The organism is Anabaena sp. AL93, from assembly GCF_001672085.1.
GTDB classification, from domain to species: Bacteria; Cyanobacteriota; Cyanobacteriia; order Cyanobacteriales; family Nostocaceae; genus Dolichospermum; species Dolichospermum heterosporum.
Map to the genome: position 1 here is coordinate 24,586 of NZ_LJOU01000032.1, position 25,852 is coordinate 50,437.

Genomic DNA, 25,852 nt, shown 5'->3' on the forward strand with positions numbered 1-25,852 from the left:
AATCACTTTCATAAGAATACCCGGTAAGTGGGAAACGAGCGCGTCTTTAGACCTGAGAGGGAAACGACACGAGCGGTTTTAACCGCTGTGGATATTAAAATTGAAACCAGATTTTTGATTGGAATCTGGAAACCAACTCCCATTTCTGGGGTAATGTTAGCCGATGCTACGGCACGCTGCGCGAACGACCTGTTATAAGAGCTTGTGTTTTGCTTGCAACACTGTTCCTGTTACCTTAGAACTGTTTAATCACAAGCGACAGAGCAGGGAACTGGCAACGCATTCGGTGGGTGTCGTGACTCAAATAACGGCTACCATGAGAGTAAACTCAGGGTGGTCTGGTCAGTACGGCTTGCTTGATTACTCTTGCAAGCCCAGTCCCTTTAGGGCTGGGTTACTGACTCCATTGTGATCCTTAGCTCTAACTTTAGAATGATCACCGCGATAGATAATAGGACTCTTAATTATTTCTTTATAATATCTGTACTTAGTATAGCCTGTTGCAGATTAATAGACATCTCCAAAAAAGATGGTAGAGCCGAGAATCCCTACCCATAGAACGTCTCTACAAAGGTTTCAGGTAACACATCTTTAATTTCTGGAGATGTCTATTGATTACAAGGCTTAAAAATAGTTCATTCACTTACGCCGCAGTGTAATAGGGAATAGGTAATAGGGAATAGCGAGTAATTACCCATTCCCTATTACCTATTTACAGCCTAAACTTTAGATAACTAATAACTTGAGTGATTTAGTCAATTGTGATTTGTTGCGGTCCATTGGCTTTGCCGTTTTGTACTTCTGTACTCAGGTTGCTAGAGCTATTTCCACAACCTTTTTTATTTAACCAACTTTTGACGGGATCTTCGGTGAGGTTGAGTCGGAGGACACCAGAAACGAACCCACCTAAAAATGAAACTGGATGTTGGGCTAGTTCTCGAAATAGGGGCGACAATTCAGTAATAAACATTAGACTCTCCAAGTATTGGTTTTAAAAATTATTAATTCTTGATTAATCTTAACAGATGGCGGCTAAGAAGCAACTAACAACTGATTGGATAATATTTGGCTGTATGATATTTATCATTGGCTCAGGACTCAGGCAACTGGCACACCCTACAACAGATTTTTAGTGTGACACTTGTGTAACTCCTATGGTTAAACTAAGTAGGTTGGCGTTGAAAATTGTCGTTACAGACAAGAGGCAAGAGTAAAGAGGTTTTCAGCAATTTTACGTTTCTTTACACAGTTTGGTTTTATTGTGTTCACCTACTTATATAAATTAAGAATTAAATTATGACAAGCAACTGGGAAAACTTTCTCAAAAATTTAGGAGAATGGCGTGGTTCATTTACTAAAATCTCTCCCAATGGTGAGATATTAGATTCTACTGCTAGTATTTTAAATTTGGAAGCTGATGATAATAATCAAGCTGTAATTTTTAGATTACGTCGTTTTGATTCTTATGATTATGATAGTCCTCCTATTCAGGATTATCAACAGGAATATCGTTCTTTAGGAAGGCAGAATATCTTTTTTGCTACGGGAGCTTTTTCTAAAGGAACATTGCAACTAGCTCCTTTTTCTGAGTTCGGGGCAGAATACGGTTTTATTGATGATGACCGGCGATCGCGTTTGGTACAATTGTATGATCAACAAGGTAACTTTATTAATTTAACTCTGATTCGGGAATTTCGCAGTTTTACAGATGCTTATGAACGTCCGCAACTGACTGTAGAACAGTTAATTGGTAATTGGCAAGGTAAAGCTCATACAGTTTATTCAGACTTGAGACCATCGGCAACTTATACTACTTATTTAGAAATTAAAGAAATCGGTGATGGATATTTAGAACAAAAGTTATCTTTCCAATCTCAAATTATTACTGCAAAAGCCAGAATAGAAGGCAATAAAATCATTTCTGAGATGGAAGGAATTCCTCGACAGATTTTGTTATTACCTGATGGAACTTCTAGTAATGTGCCGTTACAACTACAACTGAGAAAACCTTTTTTTGTGGAAGCTGGTTGGTTAGTTAGAGAGAATGAACGTCAACGTTTAATTCGCAGCTATAGCGACAAAGGGGAATGGATTAGCTCGACTCATGTGATTGAATCTAAAATCTAGAAAAACCCCACCCCCAACCCCCTCCCCGCAAGCGAGGAGGGGGCTATGATCTAACAGATGTGCTAATAAGAAGCTATGAGGGGGGCTTTGAAAAAGGATTTTATGATGTGGGTGGCTGTTCTGGGAACATACATTTATCTGAGTCACAACCACTAGGGCCTGCTTCTGATAATTCTCCCAAATCGTAACGACTTAGCGCCCCACAGAAATCATCTGTTTTCCGTCGGGCTTTGACTTCTTTAGATAGGCTTTCATAGGTGGCTTTGTCTATGGGTTCAAAGGGGAGACGGGGGAAGGATTGCAAGTCGTCAAATCGGGCTAATAATGCGGCGGAAATATATCCTTCATCATTTTGAATGGCTTCATAGATGCGTGTTCCCAATAATTCAACTTCCTCGGAACGGAGTTCTAGGGTTGCTGAGGTGTTATGGGTGACGTAATGACTTTGGACTTGCATGACAAAATCCAGTTGCGCTAAGACGGAAAACTGGGAAACTTCTATTTCATCAGCGCCGGGTAAATCAGCCCAAGATACAGCGACGGGGATTTCGACTAACCATTCTGTACACCGAGGATCAAAAGGATCGTTGAGTAAGTTGCCGTTTTCGTCTTTGTCAGATTGGGACGGGATGACGTTGTAACCATAGTCTATACAAGCTAGGGCTACGGGGTCATTTTTACGGAAGGTAATGCGCCGGATGAATCTTTGAGCTTTGGGGGGATGCCAACCAGGAGATGCTCCGGTTAAGAGGGATTTGGTGCCGGCTGGCTGAACAGTGGTACAACGGTTGGGGCGTTTGATTTGATGGCGATCGCAATATTCCCACACTACTTTATGAACGACATCTTTCCAGAAGTTGAGATATTTTTGTTCACCACGTTTAAAAATCAGTCCTTCAGGAGTTTCGGGTCTTCCTGCTTCCCACCACCGTAACCAATCTGTCCCAAAAGCATGAACAAAGAAATCAAATAATCCGGTGAAGGATACACCGACAATGGGATCAAGTTCCCGGCTATATTGATAGCGGGGTTCAAGGAATTGGTGATTTAACAGGGCGACGACGGAAAGCGCACCAGCGGTAAATGCCTCTTCTTGTTCTTTATAGTTGTCGGGGTCGAGTTGGTTTAAGTGTACCTCCGAAAGATTGCAGTGGAAGTCAGCACCAATAATCTCCAGTTTTGTTACCCTAGAGGCTTTTTATCCTCTAGTTCTTGATTTTCGAGGTTGTTACAACTTGTGACAACTTAATTCAATCAAGCTCGGCGTACATTTTCGCTTTGTAGCGTCAGGCACTCTTGGGGGAGTTATCGCTTCCTTGTCGCTCATCCCCTACGCTCTACGGTGCTGGTGGTATCCAGTTACCTCGGTATTAGCAAGTAATCTTGTCATATAAGTTTGGAGAAAACTTACAAATTTATATAAAAGACGACTTTGTTCTCAGCTTTCACCGATTTTGCCTGATTTTTATACGTGAGGCAAGTATTATAAAATACCACACGGGTTTAATCCATATCTACCCAAACGATGTTCTACTTCATCAGTACCAACTTCAGGATAGTATTCTTGTATCCATTCTCTGGCTTTTCCTTGGTCGTAAGCTTGCAAAAAGTCTTTTTTGATTTCTGGTGTATTTAATAAATCAGCATTAGCTCTAGCAACTGCTTCACCAGCCCATTGAATTGCTCCTTCACCACTATAATACTGCTTTTGAACTGCTGCAATAGATTCTTCTAAGGTTGGTTTGTGGTGAAAGACTCGGCTATGGTTGGCCATTCTCAGAGAATCGCGTTCTGGATCTATCCGCCAGTTACCTTCTGCATCTTGTTGCCATAAGTTATCTTTAGCATTTGCGCCTTGTTCATCTTCAGAAACAAACTGACGAATCCCCGCACTTCTTCTAATATTTCCCGCAACAATAGTGACAGCAGCTTCATCAATTAATAAGCAGCATTCAACTGAATTTAATTGCCTGCCTATTGCCTTATTGAGAATAGAGGCGCAACGCTGATACAATCCGGGCAACTTCACAGGGTTAGCCATGCCGCCAAAACCTTTGAGGGTTTCCCCAGATTGGCGCACATCGCTAATATCAACAATTACCTGAACGTCATCTGTAAAGCGTTCATCCGTAGAAAGTTCTAACAGGGTTTGATAGGATTTTACCCAACCTTCTCGACTATCTCCGACGTGGATAGTAGCGGTGTTAGCTTCTATATGGGTTTGTGTAAATTCACGCCGCTGTGCTGGGGGTGTGCTGCCAATTTCACCTTTAATGGTGATATTGAGGCGATTACGGATAGGGGGAAGTTGATTAATATATTTTGGTTCGATGATAGCACCCGTACCACAGCCCATCATGGCTAGATCCATCATCAACCCAAAAGCACTCCAGTCTACAAGGTTAGTAGAGGTGCAGTTATAAGCACCGGAAAAGTTTTTGGCTTTGGTTAACCAATCTGTGCCACCAACCCACATCCAGCGCCCACTGGGGAGGGATTTCATGTTCCGCTGCATCTTGTCTAAAATGGCAGCTTCTTCACGGGTGAGTTTTCCCAGTTCTACTAAACCGCGTAAAGTGCGATCGCACACCTGATCCCATGTTTCTCTCAAACCTGCATCTGTCCGACGGCTGTAGGTTCTAAAAAACACTGGATTGGCTGCTGGAGCAGATTCTGGAAAAGTTGCACCCTGACGTTGACGTTCAAGTTCTCGAACCATGATGAAGTATGATTGCTTATGGACAAACTATGACTATACGCCAAGTAGATTGAGGATTAAAGATTGAAAAATTTACCACTTTGCGCTATAGCTTAGTCTGTGTCAATTATAACTATATTTTTGTTTTTAGGTTAAGTATAAAACCCCGACAGTGCATTATCAGGGTAATAGAATCTCAAAGTTTTATCTGTCAGTTTTCGTAGAATAGGCTATCTATGTAATAGTGCTGTTTGTGTAATTTTTGCGTTGACTATCCATCAAGCAGAGATAGCAAGTAAAGATGCCAATTCATTTGTATTAGTTACAACTTGACGTAATTGCTCACTGAAATAGATAACTTCATAATTAGGTGCAAGTTCTTTTTGCAGTTGTTTCCACAAACTAATCCCTTCTTGTTCAAAAGCTGCTTTAGCCTCTAAAGTGTGAAAACCTGATGAATTAGGATCTTCCCAATTCAACTTTGCATCATAGATATCTGCCCATTTTTCTAACCGACTAACAGTTTCTTCACTTAATGGCATCGTTTCTGGATCAATATCTCCAGCTTTACCAGAACTAGCCCACCAGAGTGGGTAGCATTCATAATCAGCCATGAGTTTGATTTTTTCTGCCATAGTCAATTTACCAAGTTATGGGTAAGTTCTGGGGTTAACCCCCACCATATACCCATTATCGCTGACAGTGAGAGCGATATAGTGAGTTTTGCCATTAAAGTTAACTTCATAAATAATGCGAGTTTGTTTTTTACCTTGATATCCAACCGCTTTACCCTTAGTTAGTGCTTTAATAATTATATCTGGTATCTGATTTTGCTGGATTCCCTGATCTGCGAACTCTAAGGAATGTTTTTCTAGAATATGTTGGAGTCCTGCGTCAGAATTTCCCTGTTCTAAAAATACGATTTTACCATCTGCTTGTTTAGCAATCTTGACTATTTTCTCAGGAGTATGCTTAATGCCAAGTTGGACAAGTTCGGAAATCAAGGCTGATTTTTCAGCACTATTCATTTTTTCTCCTTAAATTGGGGTTAGTCTCACGCAAAGGCGCAAAGACGCAAAGAACTGCCAACTTGACGTTACGGATTGACTACTTTGCGCTATCTACCGATTTAATATCTCATAGTTAAAGTATGATTAATTGGCAATTTGGCAGTTTTTTTTGCGCTATGTCTTGTAACGTGTAAATTATAACTATATTTAAAATGTCACTAGCACCTTGGCGAAGTCTTATTACCCGCGCCCTGCATCAAAACCGCAGCCTTGTTTATGCCCGTTACGTACAACTGGCAACAGTGCGAGAAAATGGTTTTCCTGCTAATCGTACCGTCGTGTTTCGCGGCTTTCTAGACGATACCAATCAGCTAAAATTTATTACCGATATTCGTAGTGCAAAAGCTGAACAAATATCAAAACAATCCGCAGCGGAAATTTGCTGGTATTTTCCCAACACTAGAGAACAATTTCGGATTACTGGAGAATTAATATTAATAAGTGCTGATTCTCACCCCCATTTACAACCTGCGAGAATTAAAATGTGGCAAGAATTAAGTGATGCAGCTAGGTTACAATTTGCTTGGCCTATTCCGGGTGACATGAGAGTACAAACACCGGAAGCTTTTACACCACCAGCACCAGACAATATTCAACCATTAGAAAATTTTTGTTTATTATTACTTGAACCAGTAAAAGTAGATCATTTACAATTGCGGGGTGAACCACAAAATAGATGGATTTATCATCGCCATGAACAACAAGAATGGTTGACAGAAGCAATAAACCCTTAAAAAAATCCTGCTGGGAAACCTTTAAGAAATTTTTAGGACTGATTGTTTTTGCCAAGCCTATCGAGAAACGAAAGTTCATTGATTAATTTTTTTTGTTGGGTTGCACTTTCGCTTAACCCAATCTACAATTTTATTAACATCAAATTAAATATCCTCTTGATATTTCACTAATAAACTAGGAATGTAATCATATCCATCAACGCCAATAATAGCAATCATATTCGGGCGATTTTGTTGCAGTAATAATTGAAATTTGTCTGTGGTAATTTGCCCTCTAATAATTGTCAATAAAGCAGCAGGTTTTCGCCATTCATCAGAGGCAATTTGCTCTAGAAGATACATTCCTAAACTACCAGAGTAAACTGCTTTTTCATAATTAGCCATAAGATAATTAGCTTCAGCTAAATATGCTAAATTTCTGCCTTGTAAATACAAATCGCCAGAAATTTGGGCAATTTTAAAGGCATTTTCTAAATATTTAATTGCTGATGGATATTGTGCAGTAACTAAATAAGCAATTCCTAGACTACTAAAACATAAAGCTTGACTTTGTAAATCGTTTAATTTTTCTGCTAATTTTAAACCTTGTTCTAGATAGTTAATAGCAGATTCATAAACTTCCGATTCACTAATTTCTGTTTGCTTGGCTTGCATAACTTCGCTATAACCTAGATTTACCAAAGCATTAGCTTCTCCAGTTTTGTCTCCAGTTTGTCTACTAAAAATTAATGCCCGTTGACTATAATTAATGGCTTCACCATAATTTTCTTGTTGTACATAAGTCCGACTTAGGTGATTGAGATTGGCAATTTCACAGGTTTTATCTCCGGCAGTTCTAGCTATTTCTACGGCTTGTTGATGAAAATCAAGAGAGCGATCATATCTGCCTAAACCGCGCTGGGAATACCCCAATAATGTCAAAATCCGAGCTTTTTCTTGAGTACCTTCGGCTGAACGCAAGGGGGCATCTAAATAATCTAAAGCATCCCGTAAATAACTACCAGAAAATGAGGCAAAAATCCCACCGTAGAGAGGGAAATAAGGACGTTGGGCAAAGGTTCGCAAAATTTGCAGCATGATTTGGGATGCACCATTGCTATATATTGCTGCTTGATTTTGAAAACCGCTGGCTAATTGACTCCAAATTACGGCAAAGGTTAAAAATGTGGAAATAGATAATTTAGGACCTGCTTGAATATCATAAGCTTGTTGATAGCGAAGCGCTCCGTAGGAATCAAACCAATTAATTAAACCCCTTTGTAAAAACTGTAAAACTATTGTTAATTCTACCCAATTACTCAAACTAATTTGCTGTTGTTGTTGAGCAAATTCCAAAGCCGATTGTTCTTTGGCTAGAATCTGAAAAAATGCTTGGGGAACTTCACTATTAACTACTTTAGCCCAACTTGCCCAAGGACTATTTTCTCCAGGTACACCTCCAAATCCTAATGAATTTTTGCGTTCATACATCCAATTCAGTAAATTTGCTTGGATTCTTTGCCAAGAAGCGATACCACGATTAATCCCGTCAGCAATTTGCTGAAAATCTTGATTAGCACTGGCAAATTGTTGTAAAGATTTGGCTAACTGTTGAAGTTGAGACAAATTTAAGGGATACTTCAAATTGGGATCAGTAGCTCGTAGCAAAGCCGTTAATCGCTCATCTGCGGTGGCTGTGGTAATTTCCCGCACAGATAGAGATATCGCTTCAGTGGCTTTATTTTGTTCTTGCCACCGTTGCCATTGTGTTTGGATGGTTTTGGCAGCGCGTAAGCTGCGGGTGGCTTTGGCTTTTTTCAGTTCATCGGTTTCCGAGTCTACCTGAGATTGGATCGTATTCAGGCGATCGCTCAAAACTAACTCAAACACCTCCCCAGTCCCGGAAGTGATACCTTTGAGCAACATTTGATAAACCTGCTCTACAGAGCTAATTTTACCCTTGAGAGTGGTTTCGATAATATCGTTAATTAAAGCGAGATAATGCTCGCGCAATGGTAAAGGGTCTGACACTTTAGCTAATAGAGAACATCACAACAATTCTCATTGTAGCTGTTGCAGGTTGGGAGATTGGGAATTGGGTTTTTTTGATTAAACTTAAGTACAGATTTTTGCATATCCAATGCCATATTGGCGATCGCTAGAGCATGATCACTGCGATAATTAGATAAACTAGCGACAGCCATATAGCGAGCAGTATGCACTTGAGCGAGATACAGTCAGCTAATTGTAAAGCCTGTAGGGGCGCAGGGTCTGCGCCCTAGATTGTATTGCATCAAGGGCGATAACCACTATATAAGCATCACCGATGGTCTTAATTTTTTCTATACTATGAATTTCGGCTAATTAGTATAACAAGTACCGAAGAACCGACATTGATATTAGTCATCATGCTCATTTTGCGTTATGAGTAGTTAAATCAGTGTCACCGGACTAAGAAAAAATAAATGGCTCGTCACCCGACATTAACTTTTGATCGTGGTACATTAATTTTACACCCACCACCACGAAGTAAAACATGGATAGACTATGCAACCTGGGATGATAGGGTAGAAAAATTCCGAATTCCCGCAATTAGATACCGTTCCTTAGTGGAAGCACTCCAAGCTGAAGCCACAGATTTTATTGATGAAGCCAAGGCTTTTTACCCCTTGGATTTGGTTGCTAGTTTAGAAATGACACCCTATCCCCACCAAAATGAGGCATTAGCGGCTTGGAAACGGTTAGGACGACAGGGAGTAGTTGTGTTACCTACGGCGGCGGGAAAGACTTATTTAGCGCAAATGGCGATGCAAGCCACACCACGCACGACATTAATTGTCGTCCCCACGTTGGATTTAATGCACCAGTGGTATGCTCATTTAGTAGCGGCTTTTCCTGATGCAGAAGTGGGTTTATTGGGGGGTGGTTCACGGGATAGAACCGCGATTTTAGTTGCTACCTATGATAGTGCGGCTATTCATGCAGAAAGTTTGGGTAATAAATATGCGTTAATAATTTTTGATGAATGTCACCATTTACCTACAGACTTTAACAGAGTCATTGCCGAATATGCGATCGCACCCTATCGGTTAGGACTGTCCGCAACCCCAGAACGCACAGATGGTAAACACGCTGATTTAGATATCCTCATTGGTAAAGAAGTTTATCGCAAATGCGCTGAAGATTTAGCAGGAAAAGCTTTAGCTGCTCATGAAATTGTGCAAATTAAGGTTAAATTATCCCAATTAGAACGAGAAAAATATAATCAGTTAATTCAAACTCGCAATGATTTTTTAAAGCAATCAAAAATATCTTTAGGAAGTTTACAAGGTTGGCAGATGTTTGTGCAAATGAGTGCGCGTTCTCAAGCTGGACGCAGAGCAATGTTATCACATCGTCAAGCCAAAGAAATCGCATTGGGAACAGATGGAAAAATCCGGGTACTTGTAGACCTATTAGCTACCCATTATCCCGAAAGAATTTTAATTTTTACCGCTGATAATGCTACAGTTTACCAAATTTCTCAAGACTTATTAATTCCCGCAATTACTCATCAAACTCCAGTCAAAGAAAGACATGAAATTTTAACTAAATTTAAGGAAGGTGAATATAATACCTTAGTTGCTTCTAATGTTTTAAATGAAGGTGTAGATGTCCCCGCAGCCAGCATTGCGATTATTTTATCAGGAACAGGTTCAACCAGGGAATACATTCAACGTTTAGGGAGAATATTACGAAAAGGAAATTTAGCAAATAAACAAGCAATTCTCTATGAAGTCATCGCCGAAGACACCAGCGAAGAAGGAACTTCCGCCAGACGGAGGGGGGAAAATAACAATCAGGAAGAAAAGCCGCAAAAAGCAAATTTACAAGTTATTTATGGAACTGGAAATAAAAGGGATTTAAAAGCAGCAGAACAATTAGAAATTAATTATTCCCCAGAAAAGAAAGATGTTACCAACAGACCTACTGATACACCGCCAAAACGGCGAAGAAATTATCCCAAAAAGACTGAAACTTGATCAAAAACATTTAAGTTTAGCGACTGAATTAATTAAGTTCTTTCAGGAAGCAGTCGGGAAAACTCAAGGATTACTAGAACGTCAATTAGCAGACTTTGAAGGAGATACCACAGATTACCGGATGAAACGGGGTTTAGCTTATATTCTCAAAAGTGGTTTTTGCACCTTTGAAATAGTTAGTCCCCTCGAACCACCCATGTTAAGAGCAAAAGTATTTGCATTAGCAGCAAAATCCGTTGCTAGTCGAGAATCAACTGATATAATTTTAAATAAAATTGCTGATGATTTAAGTCAAGAACTCAACCAAGAAGTTTTACCTGCTCAAATCAAAAATGGACTTTATGCTGATTTATCGGAAAATAAAATATTAACTGCTTTTGATACTCCTAAACCAGAAGAAGTTTTACATCGTTATAATTTATCTCAAGTCCAGGGAATTTTCTATAAAGCTAGTCAATTAGTATTAAATGCTCATCGCAATGTTCCCGGAGAATATAAACTCTTATTTCGTTATTTAAAGCTATTTCAATTAATGGCTTATATTGAAGGTGATGCTGATCATGGTTTCACAATTAGTGTAGATGGACCGACAAGTTTATTTACTCCCAGCACCCGCTACGGTTTAGCCATAGCCAAACTAATTCCCGCCTTACTTCATGTTACCAAATGGAGTTTATCAGCGACCTTAAAAACCCGTGATTTTTACACAAACGAATGGAAAACCGGACGTTTCACCCTCAATTCAGAATGTGGCTTAGTTTCCCACTATCCCCCCGGCAAACCCTATGATAGTATGTTAGAGGAATCATTTGCCAGTAAATGGGATGCTTTAAAAAGTGGTTGGATATTAGAACGAGAAGTAGATTTAATTCCCATTCCTGGTAGTGTAATGATTCCCGATTTTCGGCTAGTTCATCCAGACGGAAGAGTGTTTATATTAGAAATTGTTGGTTATTGGCGACCAGAATATTTACAAAAGAAATTTGCTCAAGTTAGAAAGGCTAATTGTGATAACTTAATTTTAGCAATTTCCGAAAGATTGAACTTAGAAAAAGCTGGAATTAAACTAGATAACGTACCCGCCAGAATTATTTGGTTTAAAGAAAAACTCTTACCAAAATCCGTATTAGCCGTCATGGAGTGATATCATGTCCGGTTGAACACTTATCATATCTGTTGAGGCTGGTAATGGGTAATTGGTAATTGGTAATTGGTAATTGGGAAAAGGCAATACAATAGACATCTCCGAAAATTAAATGTGCGTCGTTTGAACCCCTTGTAGAGACGTTCCATGGAACGTCTCTACAATCTTTACCGGAGAAGTCCATTATATATAATCATCAAATCCATTAATTCATCTTCATCCGTTCCTATCTGCGTTTATCTGCGTTTATCTGCGTTCAATTATTCTAGAAATCTTGGCGTTGCTGAATAAGGTGCGTCAGATAGAAGATATCTGTTTTTTACCAAATTATCGGGTCTGACGCACCCTACAAACTCGGAAGTTATGAGTTTAATTATTTTTTTTAACTGGTCAATTAAGTAGGTGAACACAATAAAACCAAACTGTGTAAAGAAATGTAAAATCGCCTAAACCCTCTTCACTCTTGCCTCTTGCCTCTTGCCTTTTGCCTTGCCATAACGACAATTTTCAACGCCAACCTAGATGTCTAATGAATAAGGTGCGTCAGATAGAAGATATCTGTTTTTTACCAAATTATCGGGTCTGACGCACCCTACAAACTACTCTCTGCGCCTCTGCGCCTCTGCGTGAAAAAAAATCATAAAGGATATTACTTCCCCTTACCAGATTTAAGAGATAACAACATCTCCATTTGAGTCATGGATTTACTAGGACTATTAACAGTCACACCAACACCACGAATAGAATCAAGAATAGCGGTAGCGTCCGCAGGTAAAGGTTGACTTTGAGCGGATACACGCTGAATTATGGTTTTGGTTTTGTCCATATCTAAATAGAAATAACCACCGTTGGGTTTTTGTAAAGAACCTGTAACAGTTTTAAAGGTATCACTTTGATCAAGTGCTGCACCTTTGCGATTTGCTAGTGTTTCCGCAACGGGTCCACCAATAGCCACAAATGCTGTATTATCATTGAGCCAACCATGTGCCACGAGAGCGCCTTGTTGGGGGATTTGCCATTCTGTGACATTTTTACCACCAATGTTTCTTTGAGCGACATTGAGAGATTGCTGTTTGGCTAAATTATCGAGTTTGGTGAAGGTAGCTTCGGCAGTTTTGCGATCGCTCGTATCTAATACTAACGCACCTCCAAAACCCACATTAGCTAATAAACCTTGATTAGATTGAATTGCACCTAAACCAAACTCACCATTCATCCAGCCAAAAATATCTTTATCTAAATCAATTTGCAGGACTTTTAGTTGAGTTCGCGCTTGTTGAATTCCTTGATTTAATTCGGGATAATCTTTAGATTGTTCCACAAAAGTTTCCCAGCTTTTACTAATACCTTGTCCACTAGTTAAAGCCAAAGTTTCACTAGGAAATTGTCCCACAATCTTGGCGGGAGTAGCTTGATATTGGAATTTATTTAGTTGGGGATCTAAATTCACAATTGCTTTTAATCGCAAGCCGTCATCATCTATTCCCACCCCTGCTGTTAATGATTTCACTTGCTTAATTTGTGCGAGAGTTTGTGGGGGTAATTGTTTAGATTGAGGATTAAATGCCGTTAATTGTTGAATCATATTGGCATAATCAGGGACATAAATTTGCGCCAAACCATTCTTAACATCCACACCTTTGCTCAGAATATCATTTGCACCTTCTTTAGTGACAAAAGAAGGTTCGCCTTTATAGGTATCAATCGCTTTTTCTACAGCTTGTTTATTGGATGTTAAAAGCAAATAGTCATTATTCACAACCGTTACATAAGTCGGTTGACCTTGACCTGTAGATTCGATAATTTTTTGACCTTTGTAGTCAGATTCCTGAATTTTGACGTTTTTTTTGTCTTTCAACTTATTTGCAAATTTCAAAGCAGCTATTTTATCTTTAATCCCGACCACCAACAAATAATTTGGTGCTTCGGATGCGCGAAAGTTGTCCTGAGATACTTTCTTTGCCTCTGGTGGTAGTACCGCAATCATCATTCCACCAACCCAAGGTTTAATATCTGCTTCGTAGGATATCTTACTATCATTCAACATTTGTTGATTGAAGTTCTGGAACTCTTTACCTAGTAACTTCCGCGCTTCCGGTGTACCAAACTGCTGCAACTTATTCCAAGATTCAGGATTAGTGTCAATATAAGTTGCCATTAATGCAGTTGCAGGTACTAATTTAGCACTACCTAAAGGGCTAGAACTATTCGTACCACCCTTGAGGTACATATAAGCTGCTATGCCCCCTGCTATAATTACAGCAGTACCAATTACAGGGATTAAGAACGATGGTTTTTTTGCAGACACTGGTAAATACTCCTTATTGGTGTAAATGATATAACAGATTCAATGAAATGCTCATTGGTGGTTGGGGAAATTTATCTAGGCAAAAATTCATTAAAAGAACTATATTTTGGGGATTTTGTCAGTTTCGTTGATATCAGTGGATATTGCACATTGAGTATAAAAAAGTTGGACATACTCGACTCCTAGATACAGTTTACAATTAAGTGCTGAAAAAACTTAATGCTCATGAATTCTGATGTTTGAATTCTTTTTTATCGCTAATTTCCGCTATTTTCACGGTATTTACTGATATAATCGGAAATCTATGATATTTTATTCCTTTGAAAACAATAGTCAATTTGTCACCTCCCAGTTATTCTAAAACTATATGGAAAATTAGTAGTATTTGTAATCAATAATTATGGATCACGGATGAATACCCTCTGGAACAGAGGCAGAGAAGAGTTACATACTTAAGTTCTTAAGTGTGACAACAGTAGATAAATCAGCTTTGTCAATCTGTAGATTCAGATAGTGCCGACGTTACCAGAATCAAACAGGCAAAAAATGTCATACTACGCTACACTTCTGTATTTGTATGACTTACATCCCATTAAATGTTTTAGGATTAGAAGGCTAGAAATAATAAATGTTGCAGTTTTATTTTGATACTGAAAAAACCGGACATAAGCGTTTTGAATTACCGGGGGCAAAACCACACTATAACCCTGACCGACCTGGACAGGTAGAACATATTTTTCTGGATCTGAATTTGGATATCCCGAACCAAAGTTGCTACGGAAGTTGTAGTATTCGCCTATTGCCAGTGCGGAATGGGATTGATAGGTTGACTTTGGATGCTGTCAATTTGAAAATTGAGTCAGTACAGGTAAACGAAGTTACACAAAAGTTTGAATATGATGGCGAACAGCTTTGTATTTACCTATCACAGCCTACAGAAATTGGTCATCGTTTGTTAATTGCGATCGCCTACGCCGCCGAAAAACCCCAACGGGGTATTTACTTTATCCAACCAGACAAACACTACCCCCACAAACCCACCCAAGTCTGGACACAAGGAGAAGACGAAGATTCTCGCTATTGGTTTCCTTGTTTCGATTACCCTGGACAGTTATCAACATCAGAAATTCGCGTCCGCATTCCTCAACCCTTAGTTGCTATCTCCAACGGTGAACTCATTGACACCGTAGAAGAGGCAAAATACACAACCTACCATTGGTCCCAACAACAAATTCATCCTACCTATTTGATGACATTGGCAGTGGGCGATTTTGCCGAAATTCGGGACGAGTGGCATGATAAAGCTGTTACCTATTACGTCGAAAAGGGACGGGAAGCAGATGCTAAACGCAGCATGGGCAAAACTCCCCAAATGATCGAATTTTTGAGCGAAAAGTATGGTTATCCCTACGCTTTCCCCAAATATGCCCAGGTTTGTGTAGATGATTTTATTTTTGGAGGTATGGAAAACACATCCACGACTCTCCTCACTGACCGTTGTTTACTAGATGAACGGGCAATATTAGATAATCGCAATACCGAAAGTTTGGTTGTCCACGAACTTGCACACCAATGGTTTGGCGATTTGGTGGTAATTAAACATTGGTCCCATGCTTGGATTAAGGAAGGTATGGCTTCCTATTCGGAGGTAATGTGGACCCAACGGGAATATGGCGACCAAGAAGCTGCATATTATCGGTTGTCGGAAGCGCGGAGTTATTTCAGTGAAGATAGTAGTCGCTACCGTAGACCAATGGTAACTCATGTTTATCGGGAAGCGATCGAACTTTACGATCGCCACATTTATGAAAAAGGATCTTGTGTTTATCACATGATTCGCGCCGAATTGGGCGATGAGTTATTTTGGCAAGCTATCCAAACATTTGTCCAGGACAACGCTCACCAAGCTGTAGAAACGATAGACTTATTAAGAGCAATTGAAAAAGCCACAGGACGCAATTTAGCTTTCCTGTTTGATCAATATGTCTATCGTGGTGGTCATCCTGACTTTAAAGTAGCTTATGCCTGGGATGGTGACGCAAATTTAGCGAAGGTGACTGTCACCCAAACCCAAGCTAAAGCCGATAGTAAGGATTTATTTAATCTCAGGATTCCCATTGGTTTTGGATATAAAGAAAATCCCCAACTCACAACTTTTACAGTTCGAGTCCATGAAAAAGAACAAAGTTTTTACTTTCCTTTAACACAAAAGCCTGATTTTGTTAGCTTTGATGTCGGCAATAATTACTTAAAAACTGTCAAATTAGAATACCCAATTTCTGAATTAAAAGCCCAATTAGAATTTGATCCTCATCCTATTTCCCGCATTTATGCAGCAGAAGCTTTAGCGAAAAAAGGCGGATTAGAAGCGACTCTTGCCCTATCCTCAGCTTTGAAAAATGATCCCTTTTGGGGTGTACGGGTCGAAGTTGCCAAAGAACTCGCAGAAATTCAACTAGATCAAGCTTTTGATGGTTTAGTCGTTGGATTAAATGATCCTAGTCCCTTTGTGCGGCGGGCGGTAATTAGTTCTTTGTCACAAATTAAAACTCATAACAGCTACAAGGCTGTGAAAAGTTTTGTCCAAGATGGCGATGCCAGCTACTATGTAGAAGCTGCGGCTTGTCGAACTATTGCCACCATAGCAGCAGCGCATTTAGAAGATAAACCCCATGAAGACAAGGTAATCAAGTTACTTAAATCTGTCTTAGAAGAAAGGGCAGGTTGGAATGAAGTTGTCCGTAGTGGGGCTGTAGCTGGTTTGGCTGAGTTCAAATCTTCAGAAACGGCTTTAAATTTACTCCTGGAATACACGAAAGCTGGGATACCGCAACCATTACGCCTGTCCGCAATTCGCGCAGTGGGCAAAATATCCACTGGTCAAACTCCGGCTAATATAGAAAGGATTTTAGATCGGTTAGCGGAAATTGCCAGAGAGACTTTCTTTTTAACCCAGGTAGCCGTTTTAACAGCCTTGGGACAAATGGAAACACCAAAAGCCATTGGTATTTTGCAATCTTTAGCCAATCAAACCGCAGATGGGCGAGTCCGTCGCTATGCTGAAGAGGAAGTTAGTAAGGTGCAAAAGAACATCGGCACAGACAAAACTCTGAAGCAGTTACGTGAGGAACTTGATCAAATCAAACAGCAAAATCAGGAATTGAAAAGCCGTTTGGAAAATCTGGAAGCAAAATCAAAGTAAGTATGACTTAGGCATTGTAGTGAGGTGAGGGTAAAGCAAAAGCTTATTGGTGTCAACTTAACGTAAAACATCTATCCCGCAAAGAACTCAACTCGTCTCATTCCCAGTCGAGACTGGGAATGAATTCTAGAAGGCTCTGCCTTCAATGATATTAGAGGCAGAGCCTCATCAACTGCATTCCTAGTCAGAGACTAGGAACGAGATGTGGTAGGGATTTGAGCTTAAGTTGACACCTATGAAGCTCTTGCTTTACCCCTACACAATAACCCAACCTACTTAACTGCTTTCGTCGCTACCAGTAAAGATTGTGTAAAAGCAGCATATCCCTGTGGACAGCCAGTTTTGATTATTGCCAAATCAATCTGTTTACCTAAGTTCCAGCGAATTTGTAGCGATCGCTGATTGCTAGTATCTTCAGATAAATACGTTGATTGAGAAATTGCATTCTCCAAAATATCCTTTGTATTGTCTAAATGCTCTAAATTTTCCAGTTTTTCTAACTCTACACCTAAAATAGTTGAAACAGTTTGGGTATCAGCAAGTAACCAAGTCTCAAAATTTCTAATTGCTAAACCTCCCGCAGAGCGATCGCTAATTTGTTTTTCGTTAATATCTAAGTAGGTTGGTGTTGAAAATTGTCGTTATGGCAAGGCAAAAGGCACTCATGCAAGAGGCAAGAGTGAAGAGGGTTTGGGCGATTTTACATTTCTTTACACAGTTTGGTTTTATTGTGTTCACCTACTTAAATGATTATCACGAATTTTATTTAAAGCTCGTTCTAAATCAATTTGTCTTTGTTCTAGTTTATCATCAGCATCAACCACAATGATGATCATGTCTACATCCTCTGGTTTCCACAAAATAACAATTTGCGCTAGATATTTGATATCTAAAATTGAATGTCCAGTTCGTAAAGTCCGTTTTTGACTTTCTTTAATAGATGGATGTCTTTGAATAAAATCACAATCAGGCAATCCAGCATTTTCTAATTCTCGTCTAATTAAGGTATGGAGTGCGCCTTCATTGTTTCTTTCAATAACTTTCCCCCCATCTTCTGGTTTAATGTAAGGAATACTTGCACCCAATTCTGCTTCTCCTTCGGCAATTAGCCCAATCCGAATCCGACGGCTGATAACATCTGGTTGCAAATAAATTGGCTTTTGGGTTGTTTTTATGGTGACTGAGGATTCATTGATGATAACTCCCGGTTCGCCCATTTAAAATCGAGTTACAAAAAAGCTGAACGATTTAATCAGGGTTTTCGGCTTTGATAAAAATGTACTACCCTACAGACTTTATGCGATCGCATAAAAATAGAGTTTTAGCGCCGGATGTGGTAGTTCAAGCTAAATTTCGGGAAATCGCTAAAACCATTACGACACCTGGATTTCTTGTTTTTTTGGCAATTTCTCGAACTCCAAAAAAAATGAGCGAACCGGGAGTGATAACATTAGATATATTATAGGTATTGTAGAAGTTTAGCAATGCTTATGGGTGTTAAATTAAGTTTTCTTTATGTAGATGCGGTTTCCAAACGACAGAATAATCTTTATTTAATCAGCAAGAAACATAATCATGGTACAATCACCCCTAAAACTAATTACAGCTAATGAATTTATTACTCAGTATGGCGACAGCGATCGCTATGAACTTATTGATGGGGAATTAATCGAGATGGAACCAACAGGACCCCATGAACAGGTATCATCATTAATTGGGCGAAAACTGAATGTAGAAATTGATCATCAAGACTTACCATACTTTATCCCCCATCGCTGCTTGATCAAACTATTGGGAACAAACACAGCCTTTCGTCCCGATGTGATTGTATTAGACCAAACCCAACTAATCAATGAACCATTATGGCAAAAAGAGCCTGTAATTACATCAGGAAAATCAATTAAACTAATTGCTGAAGTCGTCAGCACAAACTGGCAAAATGATTATGCTCGCAAAGTTGAAGATTACGCCCTATTAGCTGTTCCTGAATATTGGATTGTAGATTATTTAGGCATTGGTGGTAGAGAATATATTGGCAAAATCAAACTGCCAACAATTACAATTTGTACATTAGTAGAAGACGAATATCAAAAGCGATTATTTCAAAACAATGATCAATTGCTTTCCTCAATCTTTCCCAACTTGCAATTAACAGCAAAACAAGTTTTTGCGTCCGGGGGTATTGTTACTATGTAATTTCTCTTTTATACTAATTTTTTTTGAAACTGCACAGAATAATCATCCATATTTATCTGTGTTTATCTGCGTTCATCTGCGTTCAATTATCATAATTAAAAAATAGGTGACAGAAAGCCAGAAACACAATCAGTCACCCATTCGCCGACATTACCTATTTCTGCTTTGCTCCAGCTTTTGCAGATTTAGCGGCTTTTTTAGCGGCTTTTGCGGCTTCTGCTGCTGCCAATTCCGCCAGTTCTTTTTCTTCAGCTTTCTTATCGAGATAGTAGTGATAATCGCCTAAGTAAACATGAAAATCACCATCACGAATTTCGACAATTTTGTTAGCTACTTGGGAGATAAAATAACGGTCGTGGGAAACTACAAGGACAGTACCATCATAGTTTTGCAAAGCCTCTTCCATCATTTCCTTTGCCGGAATATCTAAGTGGTTGGTAGGCTCATCCAGGATGATTAAATTTGCTGGACGTAATAGCATTTTTGCCAATGCTAATCGAGCCTTTTCACCTCCACTCAATGCCGCAACTTTCTTAAATACAGTATCACCAGTAAATAAGAATCTGCCTAACAATGTGCGGACTTCTTCGTTTGTCCAGTTGGGAACTTCGTCATGGATGGTTTGCATGACGGTTTTATTTAAATCCAAGGCTTCCGCTTGGTTTTGTTCAAAGTAACCAGGAATCACGTTGTGATCACCTAATTTCACAATCCCTTCTGTGGGTGGTTCAACACCCATCATAATTTTTAACAGTGTGGACTTACCTGCACCGTTGGGACCAAGGAAGGCGATTCTGTCTCCTCTTTCCACCAGCAGATTTGCAGATAAAAACAGAATTTTATCCCCATAAATATGGGTTAAGTCCTTAATTTCCACTACTTCTCTACCGCTACGAGTGGCATCAGGAAAACGGAAATGTAGGGTTCTCATTCCTCCTGTCGGTGCTTCAATGCGTTCAATTTTATCAAGTAGTTTTTCTCTACTTTTCGCTTGGGTACTGCGAGTAGCACTGGCACGGAATTTTTCTACGAATGCCTGTTGTTTTTCTAATTCTTTTTGTTGACGTTCGTAAGCGTTGAGTTGTGCGTATTGATTTTCGGCTTTTTGTTGCAGGTAGGATGAGTAATTACCCAGGTAAGAACCAGAAACACCTCTTTCTGTTTCAACGATTTGGTTACACAGACGATCTAAAAATTCCCGGTCATGGGAAACTATGACCATTGGGGTAATTAAACCTCTGAGGTAATTTTCTAACCATTCAATGGTTTCTAAATCTAAATGGTTTGTCGGTTCGTCCAGTAGTAATAGGTCAGGTTTTTGCAGGAGGATTTTTCCTAAACTCATCCGCATTTGCCAACCACCGGAGAAGGCACTAACTAGGCGATCGCTATCTTCTAGTTGAAATCCCATCTCTGGTAATATCTTACCAATCCGTGAGTCTAAATTATATCCATCCAAAGCTTCAAACTGACGCTGTAACCGATCTAACTCATGAATTAGCTCATCTAACTCTTCTGGATTAGCTGTTTCCATCTCATGAGGGATATGAGCTAAAGCCTTCTGCACTTCATTAGCTTCTTTAAATACAGTCCAAAATTCTTCTCTAACTGTACGAGTGGGGTCAACCTCAAATTCTTGGTTAAGATAAGCTATATGTAGACTGGCGGGACGAATAATTTCTCCAGCGGTGGGTTCAATCTCCCCAGAGATGATTTTCAATTGGGTGGATTTTCCCGCACCGTTAACACCAACTAAACCAATACGATCTCCTGGTTTGACTTCCCAGTTGACATCTTTAAGAACTTCGCCTGTAGGATAAATTTTACTGATATGTTCTAATCGCAGCATGAAGCGTCTCGTAGGTAGGGGACAGGGGGCAAAGCTAACGCCGTATCTAATCTTAACAAAATTTAACGCCATATTTACAATTTTTTGGCTATAAACCTAAATTCTTTCCTCGATTCAGGAGGTAGGGGCGCAGGGCCTGCGCCCTTTGTCAGAAGAAGACAGAATAAGAAAGACAGGATTTGCCGGCAAGTATTTTAGGTTACACCTGAGACATTTTTTCTAATTTTTAATCAGAGGACTGTTTAAGAATTTATGGTTTATTGTCAGCTTTTATGCGGAAATAATTTATTAATCAAAGGTTCTGACCACTTGATTCTCTTGATTTAGGTTTTATACTTGCTAATTCTCAAGTTTATTGACAGTTTAACAACAAATTAATACTGATTTTCTGAGATAATCAAGATAGCAAGGTAACAATAATTAACATCTTGAATTAATAAAAATAGTTGAGAATAAGTAGGTTGGCGTTGAAAATTGTCGTTATGGCAAGGCAAAAGGCAAGAGGCAAGAGGCAAGAGTGAAGAGGGTTTGGGCGATTTTACGTTTCTTTACACAGTTTGGTTTTATTGTGTTCACCTACTTATATCTAGTTATGTTGACAATTTGAACTATAGCAGTATGCACTTGGATGAGATCCAGAATATACAATAAAAGCCATAAAGTAAGATACTTCTGACTCCTGACTCCTGCTATCTTGTCAAAAATTATCATAGTGAACTCAAATTATCGTCAATGAGGAAAATATGCACACAGTTATTCTCGTTTTGGTTGAAGTATTAATTGTGATTGGACTCTCTCGACTTGTGGGACTGGGATTCAAAGCAATTAAACAACCATTGGTAATCGGCGAGATTTTCGCTGGTATCATGCTTGGTCCATCATTATTTGGTTTAATTGCTCCTGGTTTAGCTCATAGCCTGTTTCCACCAGAAACCATGCCTTATTTGAATGTTTTATCGCAAATAGGGCTAATATTTTTCATGTTTCTGATTGGGTTGGAATTAAATCCCAAGTATCTGAGTGGTAACTTAAAAACTGCCATTCTCATTTCCAATCTCAGTATTATTGTTCCCTTTGCTTCGGCTTTTGTATTGTCTTTCGTCCTTTATCCCTTAGTTTCTAGTAATCATGTCAATTTTGCCCCCTTTGCCTTATTTTTAGGGGCGGCGATGTCAATTACTGCCTTTCCGGTGTTGGCGAGAATTATCACCGAAAATAACTTACAGGGAACTCGTTTGGGGACATTAGCCTTAACTTGTGCGGCAGTAGATGATGTGACAGCCTGGTGTATTTTAGCAGTAGCGATCGCTGTCGCTCGTCACGGTAGCATTGACGGGCAAGCTATTCTCACCATTATTGAAAGTATTGCTTATATTGGCTTCATGTTCACAGTGGGAAGGTGGTTTCTCAAACGTCTGAGTAAACATCATCGTCGGGCTGGGCGGTTGAGTCAATTCGTTCTGGCTGTAATTTATATGGGGGTTGTCTCCTCCGCTTTAATTACTGAATTTATCGGTATTCACCTAATTTTTGGGGCATTTTTATTAGGGGCAGTCATGCCCAAAGATGAAGAGTTAGTCAGAGAATTAGCGATCAAAACTGAAGATTTCGTCCTTATATTTTTGTTACCAATATTCTTCGCCTACAGTGGTTTAAAAACACAAATTGGTTTGCTTAACAGTCCTCATTTATGGCTATTGTCAGCCTTGATTTTATTAGTAGCAATTGGTGGTAAATTTACTGGTGCTTATATAGCCGCTCGAATTAGTGGCATTGACAAACGCGAAGCATCAGCCCTGGGTTGGTTAATGAATACTCGCGGTTTAACCGAGTTAATTGTCTTGAACATTGGTTTAGAGTTAGGCGTAATTACCCCCTTACTTTTCACCATGTTAGTAATTATGGCTTTGGTGACAACATTCATGACTTCACCATTACTGGAATTTACTTATCCGAAACGCCTGATCCGATTAGATGTTGTTGAACCAGAAGCTGAAATCCCAGCAGAAGCCGTACCAGTCCCCAGCCAACCTTATATTACCCAATATCGGATGTTAGTCCCAGTGGCTAATCCCGCTACCCAAAAAGGTTTGTTACAGTTGGCAACTGCGATCGCCGTCAACAACCGACAACCTGCTGTGGTTTATCCCCTCAGCTTCATTGAACTCGAAGAAGACTATGGTTTTGAAAGTACCCCAACGGAAGCCGACAGACTTATTGCCGAACGTCGCCAAAAACTAGAAGAATTAATCGCTACCCTAGAACCACCAGAAACACGCTCCTATATCCATCCTATAGTTCGCATATCTAGCAATGTTGCCAGAGAAACAGCACAGATAGCCAAAATTGAACAACCAGATTTAGTTCTCGTCGGTTGGCATCGTCCAGCTTTTAGCAACAATCGGTTAGGGGGAAGAGTCGGACAAATTCTCAGTACCACACCGGTAGATGTCGCCGTATTTGTAGATAAGGGAGGCAACGCCATTGAAAGTTTATTAGTTCCCTACTCCGCCAACATCCATGACGATTTAGCATTAATTATCGCTTTGAGAATGCTGATTAATCGGGATACTTGTATTTTACAAGTTTTACAAGTCTTTAAAGGCACTCACATCCAAGAAGAATTAAGTTATGAACTCAACGCCATGATTGAGCGATTACCACAAAGTGTGCGCGATCGCATTGAAATCAAAAGCGTTACATCCCCAGAACCAATCCAATCCGTAATTGCTGCCTCAGAAAATGTTGATCTAACCATTGTTGGTACTAGCCGTCTGTGGGGAATAGAACGTCAAACCCTGGGAAGATACACAGATCAACTCGCCATCCAATGTCGTTCTTCATTACTCATTACCCGTCGTTACAGTCAAGTTACCTCACACCTTACCGCCCTCCTACCAGCAGTTAATACCCAAGAAATCACTCATAATTCCTAACTATTCTCATGGTTGAGCTTAGGTGCTTTTAATTTGCATTCATGGATAAGTTACGGAACAAATAAATTATCCATATCTTTTTAACGCACCTTTGCAAAAAAAATAAAATCTATGCAATTTTGACCGCACGAGTCGCTTATTTTGATTCACCAATGCCGCGTTTAGTAGCAATGATAGATTATTTCTTATAGTATGTATTGATAAAATCAATGGTTTATTTCAATATATTTTTGATACTTTGTAGCAAGGCTTTACTCAAGTGTGGTAGTATAACCGCCAGGGGTGTGTAACCCTGGTGACTTGACAAGAATATCAATATTTTACAGTAATATACTTTTCCTACTTAATAGCAAACCGTTAGTTAACTGTGGTAAGTAATTGAACAAAAATATTTACAGTCATTGCGAGCGAAGGGAAGCAATCACAACCCTTGGAATTGCTTCATTTCACTTCGTTCCATATGGCTAACGCCACGCAACGCTTACGCAATGACATTGTGTAATTAATTCTGTCTTACTACTTAATTTAACCTGTTGTTTTAGTTCAAACCTCGAAAAACATCATTTATTTTATGAACTTTTTAATTAATTCCGCGCTAACCTTAGCTTCTAATCAACTTAAATATTTTTCTCGTTTAAATAACTTCTGGCAGGTTTTTGATACTGCTTTTGGTACACAATATAACCGCAGCCTTGCGGAAATTCTGCGGTTACAGTGGGAAACTGGGGATTTTAGTCAACTTCCCCAAATAGAAGTTCTTGATAGTAGTATTCTTGGCGGCGCTAATGGCGCTTATGCTAGTAGTGAGAATAAGATTTATTTATCAAATACCTTTGTTGCTAGTGCTTCTTTAGCAGCTATTAGTGGGGTGTTGTTAGAGGAAATTGGGCATTTTGTAGATGCTAAAATTAACCAGACGGATAGCGCTGGAGATGAAGGGGCGATTTTTGCTGAATTGGTACAGGGTTACAGTCTGAATACTCAGACTTTCCAGGCTTTGAAGTCCGAGGATGATCACGCGACGATTACGGTAAATGGAGAAGTTATTCAGGTAGAGCAGCAGAATTTTACGGAAACGTCAGGTAATGACACCATTACAGGAACTATTGGGAATGACGTTATTAGTGGTTTGGACGGTAATGATACCCTCAATGGTGGTACTGGCAACGATGATCTCTATGGTGGTAATGGCAATGATGTCGTTAATGGGGATGCAGGAGATGACACACTCTACAGTGATGCAGGTAGTGATAATCTGAATGGCGGTACAGGTTTTGATTACTACAACGCTGATTACAGTAATCGAGCCACAGGATTAACGATGACCTATGACCCAACAACCAGTAATGGCACAATTACCATTGGCACTGAAGTTGATACTCTTACTTCCATTGAAAGCTTTAATGATTACCCTGGTTTTCAAGGCACAAATTTTGATGATGTAATTGTTGGCACTTCTGATAATGAAGGTTGGGGTATTTATGGTAGGGATGGTAACGATAATATTACCGGCGCTGCGGGAAATGATAAGCTAGATGGTCAAGAAGGTAATGATACCCTCAATGGTGGTACTGGCAACGATAATCT

General features: G+C 39.5%; 17 protein-coding genes and 3 pseudogenes. 9 read left to right on the forward strand and 11 right to left on the reverse strand.

The features are described from left to right. Nucleotides 1-751: 751 nt before the first annotated feature. A complete protein-coding gene (locus AN486_RS10450) occupies nucleotides 752-970 on the reverse strand; it encodes a hypothetical protein (protein ID WP_027401774.1) in 219 nt (72 codons plus the stop codon). Between the two features lie 326 nt (nucleotides 971-1,296). Here AN486_RS10450 and AN486_RS10455 point away from each other — a divergent pair, with 326 nt between their 5' ends. After that, nucleotides 1,297-2,127 carry a DUF3598 family protein gene (locus tag AN486_RS10455; protein WP_053539604.1) on the forward strand — a complete coding sequence of 277 codons (831 nt, stop codon included), beginning with the start codon at nucleotides 1,297-1,299 and terminating at the stop codon, nucleotides 2,125-2,127. Between the two features lie 100 nt (nucleotides 2,128-2,227). Here the strand turns inward: AN486_RS10455 and nrdJ (AN486_RS10460) are convergent. The 4 genes and pseudogenes from nrdJ (AN486_RS10460) to AN486_RS10475 all read right to left on the reverse strand — a co-directional run. Next, nucleotides 2,228-3,301, reverse strand: a pseudogene (nrdJ, locus tag AN486_RS10460) (ribonucleoside-triphosphate reductase, adenosylcobalamin-dependent); the annotation flags it as partial. A 318-nt stretch (nucleotides 3,302-3,619) separates the two neighbouring features. Next, nucleotides 3,620-4,846: pseudogene (nrdJ, locus tag AN486_RS10465) on the reverse strand (ribonucleoside-triphosphate reductase, adenosylcobalamin-dependent); the annotation flags it as partial. Between the two features lie 257 nt (nucleotides 4,847-5,103). Next, nucleotides 5,104-5,460, reverse strand: coding sequence for a hypothetical protein (locus tag AN486_RS10470; RefSeq protein ID WP_168636458.1), 357 nt, complete (start codon nucleotides 5,458-5,460; stop codon nucleotides 5,104-5,106). A 15-nt stretch (nucleotides 5,461-5,475) separates the two neighbouring features. Further along, nucleotides 5,476-5,853, reverse strand: coding sequence for a hypothetical protein (locus AN486_RS10475; RefSeq protein WP_290600515.1), 378 nt, complete (start codon nucleotides 5,851-5,853; stop codon nucleotides 5,476-5,478). 194 nt (nucleotides 5,854-6,047) lie between these two features. Between AN486_RS10475 and AN486_RS10480 the strand changes: the two genes are divergently transcribed. Beyond that, a complete protein-coding gene (locus AN486_RS10480; RefSeq protein WP_290600517.1) occupies nucleotides 6,048-6,629 on the forward strand; it encodes an Npun_F5749 family FMN-dependent PPOX-type flavoprotein in 582 nt (193 codons plus the stop codon). Nucleotides 6,630-6,773: 144 nt separating this feature from the next. Here the strand turns inward: AN486_RS10480 and AN486_RS10485 are convergent, their stop codons facing one another. Next, nucleotides 6,774-8,639, reverse strand: a complete 1,866-nt coding sequence (locus AN486_RS10485; protein WP_290600519.1) for a tetratricopeptide repeat protein — start codon at nucleotides 8,637-8,639, stop codon at nucleotides 6,774-6,776. 5 nt (nucleotides 8,640-8,644) lie between these two features. Next, a complete protein-coding gene (locus AN486_RS10490; protein ID WP_290600521.1) occupies nucleotides 8,645-8,812 on the reverse strand; it encodes a hypothetical protein in 168 nt (55 codons plus the stop codon). Nucleotides 8,813-9,073: 261 nt separating this feature from the next. Between AN486_RS10490 and AN486_RS10495 the strand changes: the two genes are divergently transcribed. Continuing rightward, a complete protein-coding gene (locus AN486_RS10495) occupies nucleotides 9,074-10,630 on the forward strand; it encodes a DEAD/DEAH box helicase family protein (RefSeq protein ID WP_168636454.1) in 1,557 nt (518 codons plus the stop codon). Beyond that, nucleotides 10,560-11,774, forward strand: a complete 1,215-nt coding sequence (locus AN486_RS10500) for a DUF790 family protein (RefSeq protein ID WP_168636453.1) — start codon at nucleotides 10,560-10,562, stop codon at nucleotides 11,772-11,774. The genes AN486_RS10495 and AN486_RS10500 overlap by 71 nt, the downstream gene beginning before the upstream one ends. Before the next feature lie 649 nt (nucleotides 11,775-12,423). Here the strand turns inward: AN486_RS10500 and AN486_RS10505 are convergent. Further along, the gene (locus AN486_RS10505) at nucleotides 12,424-14,082 is read right to left on the reverse strand and encodes a DUF3352 domain-containing protein (protein WP_290600525.1); all 1,659 of its coding nucleotides are present in this window, start codon (nucleotides 14,080-14,082) and stop codon (nucleotides 12,424-12,426) included. Nucleotides 14,083-14,710: 628 nt separating this feature from the next. Between AN486_RS10505 and AN486_RS10510 the strand changes: the two genes are divergently transcribed. Continuing rightward, a complete protein-coding gene (locus AN486_RS10510; RefSeq protein WP_290600527.1) occupies nucleotides 14,711-17,284 on the forward strand; it encodes a M1 family metallopeptidase in 2,574 nt (857 codons plus the stop codon). Between the two features lie 272 nt (nucleotides 17,285-17,556). On the opposite strand, the gene AN486_RS10515 is transcribed toward AN486_RS10510, so the two are convergent. After that, a complete protein-coding gene (locus tag AN486_RS10515) occupies nucleotides 17,557-17,736 on the reverse strand; it encodes a hypothetical protein (RefSeq protein ID WP_234413193.1) in 180 nt (59 codons plus the stop codon). 282 nt (nucleotides 17,737-18,018) lie between these two features. After that, nucleotides 18,019-18,501 carry a hypothetical protein gene (locus tag AN486_RS10520; protein WP_234413192.1) on the reverse strand — a complete coding sequence of 161 codons (483 nt, stop codon included), beginning with the start codon at nucleotides 18,499-18,501 and terminating at the stop codon, nucleotides 18,019-18,021. A 59-nt stretch (nucleotides 18,502-18,560) separates the two neighbouring features. On the opposite strand from AN486_RS10520, the gene AN486_RS10525 reads away from it, so the two are divergent. After that, nucleotides 18,561-18,749: a hypothetical protein gene (locus tag AN486_RS10525; RefSeq protein WP_053539593.1), complete on the forward strand. Its 189-nt coding sequence runs from the start codon at nucleotides 18,561-18,563 to the stop codon at nucleotides 18,747-18,749. A gap of 110 nt (nucleotides 18,750-18,859) precedes the next feature. Further along, nucleotides 18,860-19,480, forward strand: a complete 621-nt coding sequence (locus AN486_RS10530) for a Uma2 family endonuclease (protein WP_053539592.1) — start codon at nucleotides 18,860-18,862, stop codon at nucleotides 19,478-19,480. Nucleotides 19,481-19,634: 154 nt separating this feature from the next. On the opposite strand, the gene AN486_RS10535 is transcribed toward AN486_RS10530, so the two are convergent. Continuing rightward, on the reverse strand, nucleotides 19,635-21,329 hold the full coding sequence (locus AN486_RS10535; RefSeq protein WP_290600536.1) for an ABC-F family ATP-binding cassette domain-containing protein: 1,695 nt from the start codon (nucleotides 21,327-21,329) through the stop codon (nucleotides 19,635-19,637). 743 nt (nucleotides 21,330-22,072) lie between these two features. Between AN486_RS10535 and AN486_RS10540 the strand changes: the two genes are divergently transcribed. Continuing rightward, entirely contained in the window at nucleotides 22,073-24,265 is a 2,193-nt protein-coding gene (locus AN486_RS10540; RefSeq protein WP_290600531.1) for a cation:proton antiporter, read from the forward strand. A 571-nt stretch (nucleotides 24,266-24,836) separates the two neighbouring features. Beyond that, nucleotides 24,837-25,852, forward strand: a pseudogene (locus tag AN486_RS10545) (sodium:calcium exchanger); the annotation flags it as partial.